This window comes from Parapedobacter koreensis (assembly GCF_900109365.1).
Lineage (GTDB): Bacteria > Bacteroidota > Bacteroidia > Sphingobacteriales > Sphingobacteriaceae > Parapedobacter > Parapedobacter koreensis.
Map to the genome: position 1 here is coordinate 36,321 of NZ_FNZR01000001.1, position 20,351 is coordinate 56,671.

Sequence of the window (20,351 nt, forward strand, 5' to 3'; positions counted from 1 at the left end):
CTAATTTAGGCCATCAAAATTTCGAACTTTTATCAATGTAGCACGATAGCCGATCAAGTGACCGCATTCGGTTCAATCCTTCGCTATAGACCTTCAACGCTCTTTCACGCGCGTACCGGTGTTCGACGATCGGTTTGATGGTACGGGTAGCTACATCCGGAATCCAAGCTTTGGTATAGTGCTGCGCCTTGTCAAATTTCTGCGCCTGAACGGTAGGATTGAAAATCCTGAAATAGGGTGCCGCATCGCAGCCACAACCCGCAGCCCATTGCCAGTTGCCATTGTTTGCCGCCAGGTCATAGTCGTTCAGTTTATCCGCAAAGTACGCTTCTCCCCACCGCCAGTCTATCAGCAGGTGTTTACATAGAAAACTTGCGGTAATCATCCGTACTCTGTTGGGTATGAACCCCGTTGAATTGAGCTGGTGCATGCCCGCGTCAACCATGGCATAGCCCGTTTGTCCCTCACACCATCGCCTGAATTCGGTCTCGTTGTTCTGCCATTGGATTAGGTCGTACGCTGGTTTGAAGCTATGGCTAACCACGTGCGGAAAATGATAGAGGATCTGCATAAAAAATTCTCTCCATATCAATGCTTGGAGCCAGACCGCGTTGTGCTGCAATGCGAAAGCAACGCAACGCCGGATGGAAATGGTACCGAAACGTAATGCCATGCCCAGGTGTGTCGAATGGTCCATTGCCGGAAAATCGCGATACCGGTCATATGCCTCTACGATCCCGACATCGAGCTCCGGTGGGCGGAATCGGATATCTGTAGGCCGGAAACCGATAGCTTCCAACGTGTGTATTTCTTCAAAAGGCAAGTACTCAAAGCTGTGCTGGGCCGTCGGCACCGGTGCATAGTGCTGCGACTGTAAGGTTGCTTTCCATGCATTCGAATATGGTGTGTATACCGTGTACGGTGTGCCGTTTTGCTTGATGACCTCCGATTGCTCGAAAATCACCTGATCTTTAATGTGGTAAAAAGCAATCCCCTTTGCCGCCAGATAGGCTTTTACCTCGTTGTCCCTTTTAATTGCCTGCGGCTCATAATCCCGGTTGCAATAGACCGCATTTATCGCATAGTGTGCCGTTATTTCGTGGAATAGGGTTATCGGTTTGCCGTAATAGGTTTTCAGCCCCGCGTGTTGCTTTTGCAATTGTAAGTGCAGGTGCGCAAGTGCTTGCTGGATATAATCGACCCGGCGATCGTATCGGTTATTCAGGCGATTGAGCATGTCGGTATCAAAGATGAAGATGGGCAAAACAGGGTACCCTGAGGATAGCGCACGTTGCAGACCCGCATTGTCTTCCAAGCGCAAGTCGCGTCTGAACCAGAATATGACAACGGTATGCTCCATCAGTGATCCGTATGCTGTTTGTCGTGTTCGACCCAAATGAGTTGCGACGTGTCATAGCCGATTTGCCCGGCTTTTTGAAGGTAGTCTTTCCTGACACTGTCGGGAATTGTCGTCGTTCTCGATAAAATCCAAAGGTATTTTAGGTTGTCTCCAGCCACCAGGGCATACTGATAGCCTTCGCCCAAGGCGATTACATAGTAACCCGAATAGAATGGGCCAAAGAAAGACACCTTCAGTGCACCGACGCTGCTATCCCCGCTGAATTTAGCCTTTCCCGTAGCCGACTCCCATTTGCGATCGATGTAGTTATAGCCGCTGTTGAACACGCTTATCGTTCCGTACTCGTTGAAACGGTACTCAGCGGTTACGTTGTTAAGATTTCGCTCCTGCTTGTGATCCAAGCGCGCGACTTCGTACCATTTCCCTAAATACCGGCGAACCTCAAAATGTTTTATAGGCTGGACATTTTCAGGGATGCTCGCACACGAATAAAGCATCGCGATCGCCATCAGACCGATAATATTAGTTCTCTTGCTCATATAGTCTTTAGTCAACCGACGTGTGTCCTAAATGTTTTTGAAAACGGTCCTGTTTACGTCAAGCTGATATGCACGATGGACTGTGATGACGAAAGTGACAATCATCAAATGGGTCAATGGTTGACGCAACTCATGGTCCGTAATCTTCCTTGTCGCCTATAGCCTGTCATGAATCCTTCTGCGGCTATCTCATTACTTGTTGTCTTCAAACCAGTTTTCTTGGCCACCCGGAATCATCTGGGCATTAAAAAAGAACTTAGAATGGGTAAATTATTTTAATTTGCGGCATGAAAAAAGAACATGAATCAGATAATCTATAACCCTGCATTAAAAGAAACAATCGTTTTCGTCAAAACTTCGCTGGAGACTGGAGGGGCTTTTTCTGAGCTGAAAATTTCTTTGGAGCCCGGAGGAGGAAATCCCTTGCATCTTCATCGCTCCTATACCGAACTGTTTACCGCAGTAAACGGCGAGTTGGGCCTTGAACTTAAAAACAAAAAAAAGTTAATTCTTAAACCCGGCGAATCCTATTTGGTCAAGAAAGGGGAAGTGCATCGCTTTTTCAATCCAGGCAGTTCCAGCATTACATTCACCAACCAGGTGACGCCGGGCTCAACGGGATTAGAAAATACCCTTCGGATTTTATGCGGTCTCGCTGCGGACGGCCTATACAACAACAAGCAGCACATTCCTAGAAACATTTTTCACATGGCGGTCTGCGGTGCAATGAGCGATATGCGACTCACCGGCCTGAAAGGAGCTGTCACGACCCCGCTTATCAAGTTATTTGCAGCCTTGGCGAGAAAAACCGGAATTGAACAAAAACTGATAGCAAAATATTGTATATAGCGATACCCTTGCAAGATGCATCCAAACAGCACGTGATGGTATTGCTTAGGAAACCTACTTGAAGTCACAGATGACAACTTCAAGTAGGTAGAAGGATATTAATAAAAATAAATAATCTCGGCCATCACCCCTGTGCCATACATCTCTCGGTAACGCGCTTCCCATTCGGCCGCGTTGCCTGCGTTGCAGCCACTCGGAGGACCAGCACACCAAGTACGGCTGAGTGATACATAATAGCTGCCTCCGGAAATGTCTTTGGTATCCGGAAAAACTGCGTAATAAGTAGGCGGACTTTGTCCAGCGCTCCATGTATAAGTAGCCCCTTCCGGCGGATTCGCAGCGGTACCGCTGAAATTATAGAATTTTACGCTGTACCGCTTCGCATCTTCATCGACCGGGAAAATAACCAGCGGATACGTAAACCAGTTGCCTTCCGCCCACGCTCCACTGTAGTAAGTCATGGGCTGATGGATGATGCGCTTGTTCTCATCGTTATTAATATTAATCGAGCCTTTTATAATATCCACTAGTTCATAATCACTTTCGGGTGCCCCTTTAGGCTTTGAAAAAATCGTGGCCTCTACGTCTTCCACACTTTCCTTTACGTCTTCATCTGAACACCTATACTGCGCATTTGCGCTGTTAAACGCCTCCATTTCCGTCGTCCAATAAGAAGCGTAGCGTCCATCCCAACGCAGCCCACCGTGCTTCCCGGCGGTTCTCCACACCACTTTAAAGTCATAGTCTGGATGATTTCCGATGGCGGGAGCCTCTTGGCTTCGCTTCTCGATGCGCAGATTAGCGATGTTCGGTCCGCGATCGCCATTGCCGGTCAGCGTAATGCCATCGGGCACAATCCGGTAATTCGATGGGCCGATTGTTATTTCTGCAGAGTCCGTCCCGACGACCTGATTGTCCTTAAGCACATCTACGTAGACACGTTCAACGACCGAAGTGGTTCTTCCCACGGCATAATCCGCTTTGTATACGACGTTGTCCGATTTGGTTTCCAGCTGGCTTGTACCACTGTAGCCATCCGTGCTGAGACTTCCGAAATTGCCCGGTGTCCGCCAACGATAGGTCACCTCGAGCTGATGAAATTCCTCGGTTTCGATGACCGCACTCAATGCTACTGAATTGTTCGGCGCCAACGCCGTAATGTTGGCCCTGCGGGGTGAAACGCGCACCACGCCAGCGCGGGCCGTAGCTTTCAACGTGATCAGGCCGTAAGTCTCCCAATAGTAATCCATGAACAACCGCTCTTCCCGCTCCGTATTCCAGAACGACTCACTGTCAAAGTAATAACTTAAATAACCATTTCGCTTCGCGGCGCCTGCAAGACGTTGGGGTACCGCTCTTCCTACCGCCTTGAAAACGGCCTCGTGCAGTTTCAGGCCATAGCCGGTCGATTCGGATTGGAAATACGTTTCCAGCGTTTTCAGCAGTTCATGCAAGCGCCCACCTGAGAGATGCCCGCCTATCAAGGTGTGCACACCTGCTTCGCGAACCGCGGCATCGAGCTTATCCGCCCGTTCCTCGGCTCCCATTGCGTAAAAGTCATTTATATCCAATCCCAGGTTGATTCCCATGAATGGCAGGTAAAAATCAACGATAAGCGCTGCATGCATATGTTTACTATAAGCGGCTCGCTCGTCATCGGTGAGCAGATCCTCCTGCACATTCACACCTGCATTTACAAGCCTGATGGTATATTCGGCCATTTCCTCGTCGTCTGCCAACGGCAATTCATGCGGACCACTTTTAACTTCAGCAAAAAGTGTCTTACCCAGCAGAAACTTCCTGTAGTCTACTTCAAAGCCAAACGGATGCTGCTGGGGGATATAGGTGCCGTTTTCCACAAACCACTGCTTGTCTGATTTTGTGGCGCGCTCGAAGGCGCTGATCAGCGTCTGCGGCTGCACGGCATTGTTTCTTTTGACTTGTGTTTTATAAATGAATGCCGTAGCCGTACGTGGTCCCTTATTTAACATATAGAATTTATTGGGATCTTCCAATTCCAACGAATAACCATCTTCCAGTTCGCCCGTTTCGGCTTCCACGAAATAATAGCGCCCGCCCGCTGCCGTCGATGTTGCCATCGCCAAGGAAGGTGTCGGGACAGCTTTATGGTAAGCCGCATGGTATTTCTTCAGTAGATCAACATATCGTTTATTTACCAAAATGTGCTGATCGGTCTTCCACAGTTTCACAAATTCGCTGATATACGATTGTGCTGCACCGTCTGTATCAAATCCTTCCAAAAACTTAATCTGCGCTTGGACAGGTAATGCAGCGATTCGATAAAGTGTAAACAACGTCACTTTGGCAGTGGCTTCTGGCGATATTTCCGTTTTGTTTGGTGTCGAAAATCCCAGCATGACGGGCGCTTCCGATCCGTTTGTCACGGAATAAACCGACACTGACTGCGTCATTTTGGGTACCTTCGTCGTTCCGTCACTGCGGATAGCCACCACCTCGCCTACCGCATTCAGCTCGTGGTCAGCAAGTGAATAATTTACATTGCCTGGAAGACTTATTTTGGCATCTACCCATACGTATTCCTTGTTGACCGGGTCAGCAATATCATCCTGATCTATCGGATCTTTCTTACAGGACCCGACGAGCAAAATGCTCACTAAAAAATAAAAAAAAAGTACTCGATTGGTTTTCATCTTAATATACTTGGATTAATGCAGTTAATCGCATCCCATCGTAGGATAGCTACCATCTTATCGGTGGATAAAAAAAAGGTCATCAAACCCTGCTTGGTTGCAAAGTACCCTTATGCACAGGAGATCAGATGGACTGTGCCTCCGTGGATTTTAACCATGGAAAGTTAGTCGTTGATACCTCAAAACGCCACATCGTCTTTGAAGATGGTACGCCGTTCTTGTATTTTGGGGATACGGCTTGGGAATTGTTCCACCGGCTGGACAAAGAAAACGCCGAAATATACTTTGAAAATCGACGGGAAAGATGCCATATTATTAAGCAGGGCTACAACTTCAAGAATGTGTATGCAACTCGTTGTGCCTGACGCCCCGGATAAGCAATACGAGGCTAAACAACAGCTCTGCCAAGAAACAGGGTACCAGAATCGCGGGGAAAATTGCATTCGCAAAGGCGGGGAAAAGAAAGGCCGAAAGGCTGTTGATGGCATAGCAAAGTCCTGCCAGCACTAGCAACACCCCTACTATTTTTGGCAACAATGCCGACCGGTAAACCAAATAGCCCAGCAACATGAGGTGGACGGCGAAAAAAAGGAGGCTAATATTGTATCCGGCGCTATGCAACCGGATTGAAAATAGCGCCATAGCATCCAATTGAGGCTGTTCGGTTTAGACAACGTTGGTGCTGTTTTGTTACGGTAAAGAAGGTGCACTCCGTGCTTCAGCACGGGCAACGTTTGTTCATTTCTAAAATATGATTAACTTGCGCTACAAATTGGAGGGTGTGGACGCCGATTATAACTATACCAATTATCATGATGATGAGCTGGTGGTGCTGCTGAGACAGAGCAAACAACAAGCTTTGGCAGCTATCTATAACCGGTATTGGGACAAGCTATTTGTCACATCGGCCAATCTGTTAGGTAGTGCAGAAGAAGCCGAGGAATGTGTACAAAACGTATTTGTTGGCCTGTGGAACCGCCGGGAAACCCTCCAAATCAATCACACCTTAAACACGTATCTTTCGGTTGCCGTCAAGTACCAGTCGCTGAGCGCTATGGCAAGGAACCACCGGCGCAGGGAGGCTGCGCGCGGCGAACAGTGGACAGACCCTGTGGAACTGCTATCTCCGGAAAGCGCGTTTATGGCCAAGGAATTACGACAGCGTATCGAGCAGAGCATTAATCGCCTACCCCCGCAATGCCAGCTTGTGTTCCGAATGAGCCGTGAGCAGGACATGAGCGTAAAGGCCGTCGCCGAGGCACTAAACCTGTCTGAAAACACCGTAAAGATGCACCTGAAAAATGCCAATAAAAAGCTCCGGGATGATTTATTGGCCTTCTTGCCCGTCATGCTTGCGTTGATGGTGGAGCGCAATCTGTAATTTTTTTTAAGCGGATACACCCGTTTGCCAAAAATGTGCGACTATATAACCAAAACCGGTTATAAATGGCATTGTCTCGCGCTGAAATAGAAACCCTGGCTGCAAAACTGATCGATGGCCGCATCACGTCTGCGGAGCAGGATCAGCTTAATGCATGGCTTAATGAGCAGATGGCCAAAGATTCGTATGAACTGGAAACGTCATTTGCTGCCGATGCCGAAGAACTGCGGCAGCGCATGCTGGCACGGATACAGGAAGCCGTTGGCTCCGGAAACCAGCATTATGCGCGTCCGCGCAGGCGGCTATGGTTACCTTATGCGGCGGCCCTGATCATCGGACTGGTTGGTGCCTTGGCCTTTTTCAGTGACGGACTGCTCCCCGACAGACAGCCGCAACAACGGACGGAAGCCGTTGCGGATGGGATACCGGAGGCGATAAATCCCGGTGGGAACCGGGCTACCCTGACCCTGGCAGACGGCAGAAAGATTACGCTGAGCGAATCACAGGCAGGAATCGTTGTCGGCGAAGATAACATCACCTACACCAATGGCACTACGGCGATCGACATGCGTGCTGTCGAAAGCAGCGGAGCTTCAGCGCTTTCTGAACCACTGATCTTAGCTACCCCCAGGGGCGGCACCTATCAGGTAATCCTTCCGGATGGTTCGGCGGTATGGCTCAACGCCAATAGCACGCTGAAATATCCCAGTAAATTCGTCGGCGACGAACGCATCGTAGCTATTTCCGGTGAAGCGTATTTCTCCGTAGCAAAAGATGTCAATAGGCCGTTTAAGGTGATCAGTGAAGGCCAGGAAATCCAGGTACTCGGCACAGCGTTCAATATCTCCGCATACCCGGATGATCCCGAAACGAAAACTACGCTGGTGGAAGGGGCAATCCAACTAACCAATCTTTCAGCAACAGGTAACCGGACAGCCCGCAACACTGTTTATCGACTTGCTCCCGGAGAACAGGTCACCAGGCGCGGGGCTGCTATCGATATTCAGCAAGTAGACACCGATCTGTTTACCGCCTGGAAAGACGGCTTATTCTACTTCGATGGCTTATCACCGCAGGCAGCATTTGCCCAGTTGGGCCGATGGTATGATATCGATGTGGTGTATGAGGGGCGTATACCCACGGTACGTTTCTTCGGTATGATTGGACGGGATAAATCGCTGGCCTCCATCCTGACGATTCTGGAAAAAAGTGGTGTCCAGTTTAAAGTAAACCAAGTCAAAGGCAGAAACCAATTAATCGTATTAAGTGAATAACCAATTGATAATTAAACCTTAAAACAACAATGACAATATGACAAATTAAAAACTAATGTGTATCCCAGACCAACAAAAAACGGATGATGCTCGCGACACCATCCGAATATACTGTCTGGCTAGTGCTACGGAGTGTAATAAACACTCCCTTTAATCCATTTATTCACCATCCAAACAAGACAAATATATGATTTATCGATTATTGCTGATTATGAAATTAGTGATTTTCTTGAGTATTGCGTTTACTTTCCACGCAATCGGGGAGAGCAAAGCGCAAAAGATCACGCTCAACGTCAAAAATACCACACTGCGTGAGGTAATGAAAGAAATCCAACGGCAACAAGGTTACTCGTTTTTCTTCCGCGGCGACGATATCGCTACTACGCGTGTCAATGTGGCCGTAAAACAGACCGAACTGCGGCACGTGATGGATAGAATCCTGGCGGGCCATGGCCTTGCCTGGTCCATCGAAGAAGGGACCATCGTTATCGCGCATGAGCCGCCGGCAATGCTTCAACGTGAGCCCCCGCAACAAAACAGGGAGGTTTCCGGACGGGTGACCGACCAATCCGGCGCAGCACTGGAGGGCGTGACGATAACGGCAAAAGGCACGTCGGCCGCGACGACAAGCGACGCCGGTGGAAATTACCGGATCACCGTACCTGACCGGGCTTCGGTACTCCTATTTACCATACTGGGGTATGAAACGGCCGAACTTACCGTAGCTGACCAACGGGTTTTAAACGTGACGATGAACGCTACAGTGAGCGACCTGGATGAAGTGGTGGTCGTGGGTTATACCACCCAAAAAAAGGCGAGCATCACAGGGGCTGTCGCCGTGGTGGCGGTCGATGACCTCAAGCAGGTGCCTGCCAACAACTTTGCTCAGCAATTACAGGGCCGGGTAGCTGGTGTAACTATCGGAAACGATGGCTCACCGGGAGGCAATGTGATGGTTCGTATCCGGGGAGTGGGGTCGATTACAGGAGGCAACGACCCCTTATATATCATAGACGGCGTGCCCACGCAAGGGGGATTGAATCAGATCAATCCGAACGATATCGAGTCTATGCAGATTTTGAAAGACGCCTCATCGGCTTCCATATACGGTGCGCGCGCCAGTAACGGGGTGGTCATCATAACGACCAAAAAAGGTAAGGAAGGAAAGTCCAGATTGACTGTTGAGTCTTTTTATGGCGTCCAGCGGCCATCGGCCGGCCCAAGTATGCTCACACCGCAACAGTTTGCTGACCTGGTATGGGAGAATTACCGCAATATCGGCAACGTAAACCCGACAACGGGAAATCCGGCCGACGCCACATTCGGCAACGGCGCTAATCCGGTCATACCGGACTACCTGCTACTGCAGGGAGGTGCCATGGAAGGCGACCCACGAGTGGCCCTGGAAAATTATACAAATGACCCGACCGTTCCCGGATTTGGTACCACAAGATTCATGTTTGCTAAAACAAACAAACAAGGTACCGACTGGTGGGACGTGGTTACCCAGCTCGGGCATATTCAAAGCCACAACCTCAGTGTATCAGGAGGCAGCAATAAAAACACCTATGCCATTACCGGCGGATACTATGACCAGCAAGGTATTTTCAAGCATACGGGCTTTAAGCGCTACTCGGCAAGGGCGAATACGACATTTAACATCATGGATATCATTACGGTAGGTGAAAACTTGCAATTCGCCTATACAGATAATGTGTCGGCCATCATCCGCGCAGAAAATAGTCCGGCATTGGCCTACCAAATGGCCCCGTTCATGCCGGTATATGATGTGGGGGGCAACTTTGCGGGAGGGCGCGCCTTGGCCGATCATCCCTACACCCGGCAATACCGTAATAAGGATAACCATGCTTACAATGCGCGGTTGTTTGGCAATACCTTTGCCGAAGCGAACCTGGGCCATGGCATTGCGCTTAAAACCAGCTTAGGTATTGACTACGCTAATTTCAATTTTTCCAACTTTTCGCCCAGCGCGCCCGAGTCGTTCCTCCTGCCGCAGCAAGCCCAGCTTAGCGTGACCAACAGCTATACGACGAACGTGATATGGACCAATACGCTGAACTACCGGAAGGCATTTGGCGACCAACATAACCTGAACGTGCTGGCAGGCACCGAAGCGGTGAAAAGTACGTTCAGAAATACGATTACGGAAAAAGCGGACTTTGCCTTCGAAGATATCGACTACCGCTACCTCAGCGCCGGGACAACGCTGTTGAATGCCACGGGCGGCGGATCGGACTCCAGGCTGTTTTCCTATTTCGGTAAGGTAGACTACAATTATGGCGAGAAGTACCTGGTATCGGCAACAATCCGACGGGATGCCTCATCCCGTTTTTCGCCTTCCCACCGCTGGGGTACATTTCCGGCTTTCAGTGTCGGATGGCGGCTCAGTGAAGAGCCATTCCTGGAAACGGTGGCCTTTATTGACGAACTGAAGTTGAGGGGCGGCTGGGGACAAACCGGCAACCAAGAGGTGGACAGCTATAATCAATTTACAACGTATGCAACAAACCTACATACCTCGTCCTACGCTATTGATGGCCAGAATAACGCGCTGGTACCCGGATTTTACATCGGAGCGCAAGGAAATCCTGATGCACGTTGGGAAGCGCAGACCATGACTAACCTGGGTGTAGACCTGAGTATTTTTAACGGTAAATTCGCGGTCACTGTTGATGCCTATGACCGGAAATCTTCCGATCTGCTGCTGGTGATACCAAGCCCGGCTACGGATGGCCAGAACCGCAGGCCTGCCGTAAATATCGGTGGAATTCAAAACAAAGGCCTGGATATTGCCCTCAATTACCGTGGCAGGCCGCAAAACAACGATTGGCAATATGACGTGGGACTCAACTGGTCGGTTTACCGCAACCGGGTAACCGAGCTGTATGGCGGACCGGAAACATTCATCCCGGGATTTTCCACCAGACAGGCTCCCTTTACACGCACGGCGGTGGGCAAACCAATCTCTGCTTTCTACGGATACACCATCGATGGTATCTTACAGACCCAGGAAGAGGCTGACGCTCATGCCACGCAAGGCGGTGATCGGGCGTTGTACAACCAGCCCGGGCGATTTAAATTCCGTGATGTGGACCAAAACGGTGTAATCGATGCGAACGACCAAACCTTTATCGGAAACCCACACCCCGATTTTACGTATGGATTGAATATCAGCGTAAGCTATAAGTCGTTTGACCTGTCCGTGTTTGTGCAGGGCGTACAGGGCAACGATATCTACAATTACCAAAAGTGGTGGACGGATTTCCAGAACCTCACCGGCAACCGGAGTGTCCGGATGCTGGACAGCTGGAGCCCAGAAAATCCCAATGCCATGCTGCCAAAGACGAATTCAATCGCTACGGGTTTCGAATCGCAGGCATCGACCTATTTCATCGAAGACGGGTCGTACCTGCGCGGGAAAAACGTGATGATTGGCTATACGTTTCCCTCCAAGTGGACAAACCGGCTCAACATGCAGCAATTACGCCTCTACATACAGGCGACCAACTTTTTCACATTGACGAAGTACAGTGGTTTGGATCCGGAGGTTAACCTATCGCAATACGGCAGCGGCGCCGACCGCGATATCGGCGTAGACCGTGGGATTTATCCGCTTGCTCAATCTTTTAATTTTGGTTTAACCGTTGGTTTTTAGCATAACATATCATAAAAATGAAGTACAACCTCATCAATATAAGCCGTGTAGGCAAAGGAATCCTGATAGCGGCACTATTTACAGCGTGTTCGGAAGATTTTTTCAGCACACCACCATTAGGAACAGCCAGCCAGGTACAGATGCAGAACCCCGAAGGTATTGACAAATTGCTCATCGGTGCATATTCATTGCTCGATGGCGTGGGGGCCAGTACCGACGGGTGGACCGGTCGAAACGAAGGCAGGGCCTCCGCAGTGACCAACTGGTTGATTGGCGATGTCGCATCCGACGATGCATACAAGGGATCTACGCAATCCGATCAGGCGGAGATGAACGCATTCGAACGCAACAGCATCTTGCCTGCCAATAATTTCGTTCCGGATAAGTGGATTGCGCTTTATGACGGTATTTCACGGTCAAATGAAGTGTTGCGGGTAATCGCCAAAACGGAAGGCCTCGACCCGGATTTTGCAAGCCGCAAAACGGCCGAGGCACGTTTCCTGCGGGGCTATTACCTGTTTGAACTCCGGAAAATCTATTTCCGCGTCCCGATCATCGACGAAACGATGTTTGATACGCGCGTAGCAAACGATCAGGAAGCGTGGCCGTTCATTGAGGCCGACCTGCAGTTTGCAGCAGATAACCTACCGCCAACCCAGGCGGAGGTGGGCCGGGCAAACACATGGGCAGCCAAAGCTTTTCTGGCCAAATGCTATCTTTTCCAGCGTAAATTTGTGGAAGCGAAGCCATTACTTGATGATATTATTGCCAATGGGATTACGGCCAATGGCCTGAAGTACGGCCTGAATGACTGCTACTATGACAATTTCCGCATTGCAACCAAAAATTCAAAAGAATCGGTATTCGCCGTGCAAATGTCGGTCAATGATGGCAGCGGTGGACCGTTGAATGCCAACTATGGCGAGCATCTGAATTTTCCACTGGTGGGGCCGGGCCAATGCTGTGGTTTTTTCCAGCCCTCACAAAACCTGGTGAATGCCTTTAAAACTTCAGCCGACGGCCTTCCGATGTTTGATTCATTTAATAACAATGACCTGAAAAATGATGAGGGCATCCGGTCTTCCGACCCGTTCGAACCTGACGGGGAGACACCCCTTGACCCTCGGCTGGATCATACCGTTGGGAGACGGGGTATCGCCTACCTCGACTGGGGGCTTCACGGCGGCGAAACCTGGGTAAATCCAGCCGGAGACGGTGGGCCTTATTCGCCAAAAAAACGTTCGTACCGAAAAGAGGAACAGGGCACGCAATCGACTACCACGGGATGGGCTGGTGGCCCTAACGCGAATAATTACACGGTCATCCGTTTTGCGGACGTGTTGCTATGGGCTGCCGAGTGCGAAGCCGAACTGGGTGATTTGGAAAAAGCACGCCAGTATGTCAACCAAATCCGGAATCGTGCTAAGAATGGTTGTGCTGTCAAAAAGTTGGATGCGAATGGTATGGAAACGGCTGCCCCAGCGGCTAATTATCATGTCGAACCGTACACTGCACCCTGGCCTTCGAAAGACTACGCTATCCAGGCCATCCGGTTTGAACGGCGGTTGGAATTGGCCATGGAAGGCCACCGGTTTTACGACCTCGTCCGTTGGGACATCGCCGATCAGGTGTTGAACACCTACCTCCAAGCTGAAAAAGAAAAGCGGACGTACCTCAACGGCGCGTCATTCACACCGGGCAAGAGCGAATACCTGCCCGTGCCACAGACGGAAATCATTAACAGTTCGATCGGTGGAATGCCGACGCTGATACAAAATCCCGGGTATTAAGTGAGGACGTCGTTGATCGTTTGTTTGGTGTGTGGCTACGCTTATGCATGGGCAGGTCTTACGACGTCCGATGCACTGGCCGGAGCCACATACCGGTGTGTATTCACCAACTTGCATACCGAAGAGCGGGCATGGGACAGGTTCGTTGGCGACGGGATAAGCTTTGACAGCAACGACGGCGCATTATTCACCGGTAACGGCTACTTAGAGGTAGCCCATCGCCGGTTTGGCAGCCGACTACCGGTATCCGGCACACTTGCATTGGAAATTAAGCCCGAGCAGGCCGGGGGGATTTTTTGGACCCCCACCCTGTCCATGGCCATCACCGATGGCGGCACCCTGGTACTGATGGCGAGTGTAGGGGACAAGCGGGGCAGTATGTACCGGGAAATACCGATCGGAAAGATGGCCATGGGGCAATGGCATCAGGTGGTGGTCAGCTATGGAGACAGGCAGTTGGACGTGGTAGTCAATGGCGTCCGGTTGTTGACCAAACAGCTACAGGGGGTTATTCAGCCACAGGTGCCGGGTGCGGTACTCATCGGTGCATGGAAAGCGGCTGATCCGCCGGTCGGGAATTTTCCGAAAGCCGTGCAGGACTTTCTCTTCGAAAGGCGTTTCAGAGGCTATATACGCTATGTAGCCTATTGGGATTACCCGTTCAGCGAGCGCGCCGTAGCCGACCTTTGCCATGTGCAGCGCATCGATGGAGCCCAAGAAGACGCGGCCAGCACGATGTACAGGCACTACGATGCATTTTTTGAGCGATCGCGTGCAGGTGACGTGAAACAGGTACGCGAGATTGGAAAGACCATGCGGCACTACATGGCCCAGGATCCGCGGCGGCCGTCTTTTCACCTTACGGCGCCAATGGACGCTATCCTGGATCCTGCCGGAGCAGTATACCATGGCGGAAAATACCACCTGTACAGCTACCGGAATATGATATCGCTACTGGCTTATACGCCATTGGCGCATTTCGTGAGCGACGACTTGCTGCATTGGGATGATTATCCAATAGCGCTTTGGCCGGACGATTCGCTGGATACCTACGGCATATGGCTTGGCAATATATGGCTAGCGGACCAGCAGCGGCCCCGGATGTTCTATACGGCTTTAGGCCAAACAGGAAAATATGGCGTAATGGCGGAAAGCGACGATGACTTGATAACTTTCGGAAACAAGAAACTGGTCATGTCGGATATGGAACATCACGATGGCCATGTGTGGAAAGACGAAGATACCTACTACGCGCTGACCACACGGCAGCACTGGGGGCGATCTGCGGACAGCTTAGGCGATGATATCGTCCTACTGGCCTCGACCGACCTGTTGCGTTGGGAAACGCGTGGGACCATATTCAATGCGCGTAAACACCGCGAACCGAAAGACAACCAACAGCAATGGGGCTTTGCGGAATACCCCTATCTATTGCCTTTTGGTGATAAATACGTATTGATGCTGGGCACCAGACCTGCACGATACTGGGTAGGTACGTTTGATAGCGATAAGCCGGCATTTATACCGGACAATGCCGAGGGCATGTTACTTGATTACCTGAATCCGTTTCATTGCTTCAATCCGTTGACGGTGGATGCCGCCGGGCCACAAGGCAGCCAACGGCGGATTATCCACGCGCTGCAGCTCTATGCTTCGGGCGAAGTAGGCGGCATCCGGTGGTCCGGCACCCACGTTACACCGCGGGTGCTGGAGCTCGTCGATGGGCGATTGACACAAACGCCGGTTCCTGAACTCGATAAGTTACGGAAACTCCACAGCAGCAGCGTTAATTTTCGGCTGGATGCGGCTGTCCAGAAAAAATTCGTAACATTGGAAGACGGAAGGGCAGATGTCGTGATCGAAGTGCCAAATGGCCAGCGAGGGATTTTTGGGTTTCACATTGCCTCGGGTACAAATTCGGCGGATACCGCGGTCGTCTTTTTTGATTTGACATCAAACCGATTCGGCGTGAAGGGTGGTATAAAGGTACCGGTGGACTATCCCGAACTGGGAGACGCACCCGCTTTCCTGCCGCAAGACAGCCGATCAGCGTCTATGCGCGTGATTATTGACGGTTCATTAATAGAGGTATTTGTCAACGGACAGTCTTGCACGGGGGTACTCAACGGCGATTGCAGCACGATTGCCATCCGGCCGTTCTGCAGTACCGGGACGATTGATGTCGGTTCATTAACCATTTGGAATATCCAACCGAAAATGTAATGAAAAAACTTGGAAAACTAGCGGTTCCTGCGATCGCCACGGTACTAGGCATTTGCCAGCTGTTTGTGGCGGGATGCGGACATACGCCTGCCAACTATATCGAGTGGGGCGAGTACCTGGGCGGCCCGGAACGGAACCACTTTTCCCGTCTCAGCCAGATAGACACGTCCAATGTGGCCGACTTGCAGCCAGCATGGGTTTACCACACGGGCGATTCGGGGCAAGTGCAATGCAACCCCATCATCGTAGGCGATGTGCTGTATGGTGTGACCGCGTCAAACTTTGTCTTTGCGCTCAACGCAGCCACCGGACAGGAGTTGTGGATCAACAAATCCAGCACCGGCTTCTCGGGCAATGTAAACCGGGGTGTCACCTACTGGGAATCGGGCAGCGATAAACGGATCCTATTTGCGTACGGGGAGTGGCTGACGGCCCTGGATGCGCGTACCGGTGCCGTTGTCCAAGCATTTGGCGAAGGCGGTAGGGTAAGCTTGAAATCCGGTCTCGGACCGGCAGCCAAAGACAAATTCGTGGGTTCCACCACGCCCGGCACGCTGTACGAAAACCTGATCGTGATGCCCACTCGCGTGGGCGAAGGGGATGGCGCCGCGCCGGGCCATATCCAGGCTTTTGACGTAAAAACCGGCGAATTGGCCTGGGTGTTCCACACGATTCCCCGGCCGGGCGAGCCAGGGTATGAGACCTGGCCGGAGGGGTTCGAACAACACGAAACCATCGGCGGAGCAAATAGTTGGGCCGGTATGGCAGTAGACCGCAAACGCGGTATCCTTTATGTACCTACAGGGTCGCCGGCGTTCGATTTTTACGGCGGCGGACGGCACGGGAAAAACCTGTATGCCAATTGCCTGCTTGCATTGGAAGCGCGCACGGGAAAGTTGATTTGGTACTATCAGTTTGTCCACCACGATATTTGGGACAGGGACTTGCCCGCTCCGCCAAACTTGGTGACCCTGAGCCGCCAGGGCAAAAAAACGGATGCCGTGGCCCAAGTGACGAAGTCTGGCCATGTATTCGTGTTTGACCGGGAATCGGGAACACCGATATTCCCGATTGAAGAGCAGGCGTTCCCCGCTTCCAGCGTGGCGGGCGAGACGGCCTGGCCTACACAACCCGTCCCTACCCAGCCCAAGCCCTTTGCCAGGCAGCAACTGGCTGAAACGGATATCAGCGGCCTGGCCGAAAACCGGGAGGAATTGGTGGCCGTCTACCATGCCGCAAACAAAGGAGTATTTCAGCCACTGGCGGTGGGTAAGCAGACGATTTTGTTTCCGGGCGCGGATGGCGGCGCAGAGTGGGGCGGAGCGGCAGTGGATGACCAGGGCATAATGTACGTCAACGCCAATGAGATGGCCTGGCTGTTCAGCTTGTCGCCCAAGGAAGAAGACGACGAATCTGCTGGACTTACGACCGGAAACCTATTATTTAATAAACACTGTGCAGCCTGCCATGGCGTGGATTTAACAGGTTATCCCAGCAGCGGATACCCGGCATTAGTGGATGTGAAGAAATCCTTCCGGCGCCCGGAACTCGAAAAAATCGTAATAAATGGAAAGGGAATGATGCCCGGATTCGGCCACTTAACTGCTTTGGACAGGCAGGCGATTATTGATTTCTTACTCGGCGCTGAAAAAAAAGAAGCCCAAGAGGCAACAACTGTTACCAGCGCGCTGCAGTCCCAATCGCCATACCGATTTGATGGCTACAACAAGTTTTTGGATAACCAGGGTTACCCGGCGATAGCCCCGCCGTGGGGAACGCTGACCGCCATTGACCTGAATACGGGCGAGCACGTGTGGCAGCGGCCACTGGGGGAATTCAAGGAACTCTCCGCCCGTGGATATGCCCCAACGGGAACCGAAAACTACGGCGGGCCGGTGGTCACGGCAGGCGGGCTGCTATTTATCGCCGCAACAAAAGACGGCATGTTCAGGGCGTTTGATAAGACAACCGGAAAACTGCTCTGGGAAGCGAGCCTACCTGCTCCCGGCTTTGCAACCCCCAGTACCTATGCCGTAAACGGAAAACAATACATCGTCGTCGCGGCGGGTGGAACGAAACTGGGCACACCGAAGGGCGACGCTTATGTAGCCTATTCATTACCCGATTAATCAACTATAAGAAGATGAAAACCAATAGTTTATTTTTTGCTTTTATGTTGATGTGCTGCTCGCTTACACAGCAACTCCATGCGCAGGAGGCCAGGTGGACTGGGCCTTCTGTGGATTTCAACCACGGAAGGTTGATGGTCGATACATCAAAACGGCATATCGTATTTGAAAACGGTGAGCCCTTCCCCTATTTTGGGGATACGGCGTGGGAACTGTTCCACCGGCTGGACAAGAAAAATACCGAACGATACCTTGAAAACAGGCGTGAAAAGGGATTTACGGTCATCCAGGCCGTCGTATTAGCCGAATTGGATGGTCTTGGTACACCTACCCCAGAAGGGGCTACTCCGCTCATGGACAATAATCCCTTATTTCCCAACGAACCGTATTTTGCCCATGTGGATTGGGTGGTGCAAAAAGCCCGGGAAAAGGGATTATTTATCGGCATGCTGCCTACATGGGGCGATAAAGTGGACAAACAATGGGGCGTAGGCCCGGAAATCTTCACGCCGGAAAATGCTTTCGCATACGGAAAATTCCTTGGCGAACGCTACAGGGCTTGCCCGAACATCATCTGGATCATCGGTGGCGACCGATCCGGCGGAGGAAAGAATTTCGAAATCTGGGATGCAATGGCCTGCGGCATCAGGTCGGTGGATAATGTACATCTGATGACTTTCCATCCACAGGGTGAACGGAGTTCTGCCGAATGGTTCCACGAGTCGGATTGGCTCGATTTCAACATGGTACAAACCGGTCATGCACAGCGGTCTTTTGCAATCTACAAACGGTTGTTCCTGCCGGACTACCACCGTACCCCCATTAAACCCGTCATGGATGCGGAACCCCGATACGAAAACCATCCCGTCAATTGGGCACCGGATGTCTTCGGATGGTTTGATGATGCAGACGTCAGGCAAACGCTGTACTGGTCACTGTTTTCCGGGGGGTTCGGCTATACCTACGGATGCCATTCCATCTGGCAGATGCGGGACGAAACGAAAGAACCCGTAGGACTGGCAAGGAGTTATTGGCACCAAGATTTGGATTTGCCCGGTGCCTGGGATATTATTCACGCACGCAACTTGCTGTCGTCGCGGCCGGTCAGCCAAATGCGTCCATTTCCCGAGTTGATAACCAATACGTACGTGCCGGAAACGGATTGGATTGTAGCGGCACGCGGCGATAACTACGTATTGGTATACATTCCTACCGGCTCAGACGCCCTGCTGAATCTAGCCTTATGCGATGCCGAGGAGATCCGTGCATCCTGGTTTAATCCCCGCACGGGCGATCAGGAACATGCGGGACGCATGGCAGCCCATGGAGTGACCAAATTTTCTCCGCCAACCCGGGGCCGCGGAAATGATTGGGTTTTGATGTTGGACTATGTGCTGAATTAAGAAAATTACTGTTTACTATTTAATTTATTAAACGTGAAGAACAAAATTATTTATTTACCGTACTGCCTAACCGTGGTAATAGCGATGGCCGGTGTATCCCTGCAAGGGACAGCGCAGATCAAACCAGGAAAGGAAATCCCGAAGATTATTTTTGACACCGATATGGGTCCGGATTATGATGATGTAGGCGCTATTGCTGTGCTACACGCCCTGGCGGATAGTGGCGAGTGCGAAATACTGGCAACCGTGGCCAGTGCCGGGCATGCCACCATTGCGCCGACTATTGAACTGTTCAACCGGTATTTCGGTCGGCCTGAACTACCAATAGGGATACCTGCTGACGATGCCCCTGACTATACCGCCAAAAACAATTGGAATGAATTGATCTTAAAACAGTATGCACCGGATCTCATCAACCGTACCTATCCCGGCGCCGTGAATGTGTACCGCAAGGTGCTTGCCGCACAGCCGGACAACAGTGTAGTCATCGTCACCGTGGGCTTCTTATCGAACATCAGTGACCTGTTGGCGTCTCCCCCGGATGCATATTCAGCATTGACCGGCATGGAATTGGTAAAAGCGAAAGTAAAACAATGGGTGGCCATGGCAGGGAACCTGCCCGAAGGCAAAGAATTTAACGTCGTCGAAGATGCACAGGCCGCTTATGATGCCGTCAGCCAATGGCCTAAACCGCTATTGATCAGCGGCTTTGAAATCGGATCAAAAATCTTCACCGGTGGTGCATTGAACGAAAAGGGCGATAAAGCAGGTCCGGTAGCGGCTGCCTATGCCTATAATTTGAAGACCTACGAAGACGAAGCGAAAACGAGCCGGCCATCGTGGGATCAAACCACCGTATTGGCCGCTGTGCGCAATCCGGAAGATTATTTCTATGTCAATGGACCGGGACAGTTTGTTGTGGATAACAACGGATTCAACACGTGGAATCCATTGGCAAACAAGGAGCACTATTTTTTAACGCATAAATACCCGTATGCCCACATTGAAGCGGTTATCGAAACATTGATGTTGCACGTTCCTGAGAAATAGCCCGC

At 51.2% G+C, this 20,351-nt stretch carries 14 protein-coding genes; 10 read left to right on the forward strand and 4 right to left on the reverse strand.

The window, feature by feature from the left end:
- Positions 1 to 13: 13 nt before the first annotated feature.
- Together BMW65_RS00200 and BMW65_RS00205 are read right to left on the reverse strand one after the other, a co-directional pair.
- The gene (locus BMW65_RS00200) at positions 14 to 1,360 is read right to left on the reverse strand and encodes a cryptochrome/photolyase family protein (RefSeq protein ID WP_090601840.1); all 1,347 of its coding nucleotides are present in this window, start codon (positions 1,358 to 1,360) and stop codon (positions 14 to 16) included.
- Positions 1,360 to 1,899 carry a lipocalin family protein gene (locus BMW65_RS00205; protein ID WP_090602907.1) on the reverse strand — a complete coding sequence of 180 codons (540 nt, stop codon included), beginning with the start codon at positions 1,897 to 1,899 and terminating at the stop codon, positions 1,360 to 1,362. The genes BMW65_RS00200 and BMW65_RS00205 overlap by 1 nt, the downstream gene beginning before the upstream one ends.
- A 300-nt stretch (positions 1,900 to 2,199) precedes the next feature.
- Here BMW65_RS00205 and BMW65_RS00210 point away from each other — a divergent pair, with 300 nt between their 5' ends.
- Complete coding sequence (locus BMW65_RS00210; protein ID WP_090601842.1) at positions 2,200 to 2,748, forward strand: cupin domain-containing protein; 549 nt, start codon at positions 2,200 to 2,202, stop codon at positions 2,746 to 2,748.
- Between the two features lie 98 nt (positions 2,749 to 2,846).
- Here the strand turns inward: BMW65_RS00210 and BMW65_RS00215 are convergent, their stop codons facing one another.
- Positions 2,847 to 5,420 carry a hypothetical protein gene (locus tag BMW65_RS00215; protein ID WP_090601843.1) on the reverse strand — a complete coding sequence of 858 codons (2,574 nt, stop codon included), beginning with the start codon at positions 5,418 to 5,420 and terminating at the stop codon, positions 2,847 to 2,849.
- Positions 5,421 to 5,548: 128 nt separating this feature from the next.
- Between BMW65_RS00215 and BMW65_RS24790 the strand changes: the two genes are divergently transcribed.
- The gene (locus BMW65_RS24790; RefSeq protein ID WP_090601845.1) at positions 5,549 to 5,785 is read left to right on the forward strand and encodes an apiosidase-like domain-containing protein; all 237 of its coding nucleotides are present in this window, start codon (positions 5,549 to 5,551) and stop codon (positions 5,783 to 5,785) included.
- Here BMW65_RS24790 and BMW65_RS00225 read toward each other — a convergent pair.
- Positions 5,754 to 6,071 carry a DUF4386 domain-containing protein gene (locus BMW65_RS00225; RefSeq protein WP_262497288.1) on the reverse strand — a complete coding sequence of 106 codons (318 nt, stop codon included), beginning with the start codon at positions 6,069 to 6,071 and terminating at the stop codon, positions 5,754 to 5,756. The two genes, BMW65_RS24790 and BMW65_RS00225, sit on opposite strands and share 32 nt — an antisense overlap.
- 109 nt (positions 6,072 to 6,180) lie before the next feature.
- On the opposite strand from BMW65_RS00225, the gene BMW65_RS00230 reads away from it, so the two are divergent.
- The 8 genes from BMW65_RS00230 (at position 6,181) to BMW65_RS00265 (ending at position 20,346) form a co-directional block, all read left to right on the forward strand.
- Positions 6,181 to 6,801 (forward strand): RNA polymerase sigma factor, encoded by a 621-nt coding sequence (locus BMW65_RS00230; RefSeq protein ID WP_177180932.1) that lies wholly within the window; start codon positions 6,181 to 6,183, stop codon positions 6,799 to 6,801.
- A gap of 65 nt (positions 6,802 to 6,866) precedes the next feature.
- Positions 6,867 to 8,075, forward strand: a complete 1,209-nt coding sequence (locus BMW65_RS00235; protein ID WP_090601850.1) for a FecR domain-containing protein — start codon at positions 6,867 to 6,869, stop codon at positions 8,073 to 8,075.
- Positions 8,076 to 8,286: 211 nt separating this feature from the next.
- Positions 8,287 to 11,751, forward strand: coding sequence for a SusC/RagA family TonB-linked outer membrane protein (locus BMW65_RS00240; protein ID WP_177180933.1), 3,465 nt, complete (start codon positions 8,287 to 8,289; stop codon positions 11,749 to 11,751).
- Between the two features lie 17 nt (positions 11,752 to 11,768).
- Positions 11,769 to 13,541: a RagB/SusD family nutrient uptake outer membrane protein gene (locus BMW65_RS00245; RefSeq protein ID WP_090601853.1), complete on the forward strand. Its 1,773-nt coding sequence runs from the start codon at positions 11,769 to 11,771 to the stop codon at positions 13,539 to 13,541.
- Entirely contained in the window at positions 13,542 to 15,764 is a 2,223-nt protein-coding gene (locus tag BMW65_RS00250) for a GH32 C-terminal domain-containing protein (protein ID WP_143053742.1), read from the forward strand. It abuts the gene before it with no gap.
- On the forward strand, positions 15,764 to 17,893 hold the full coding sequence (locus BMW65_RS00255) for an outer membrane protein assembly factor BamB family protein (protein ID WP_090601855.1): 2,130 nt from the start codon (positions 15,764 to 15,766) through the stop codon (positions 17,891 to 17,893). Before BMW65_RS00250 ends, BMW65_RS00255 begins: the two co-directional genes overlap by 1 nt.
- 14 nt (positions 17,894 to 17,907) lie before the next feature.
- Positions 17,908 to 19,296 (forward strand): glycoside hydrolase family 140 protein, encoded by a 1,389-nt coding sequence (locus BMW65_RS00260; protein ID WP_090601857.1) that lies wholly within the window; start codon positions 17,908 to 17,910, stop codon positions 19,294 to 19,296.
- Between the two features lie 33 nt (positions 19,297 to 19,329).
- Positions 19,330 to 20,346, forward strand: a complete 1,017-nt coding sequence (locus tag BMW65_RS00265) for a nucleoside hydrolase (RefSeq protein WP_143053743.1) — start codon at positions 19,330 to 19,332, stop codon at positions 20,344 to 20,346.
- The last annotated feature ends 5 nt before the right edge of the window (positions 20,347 to 20,351 follow it).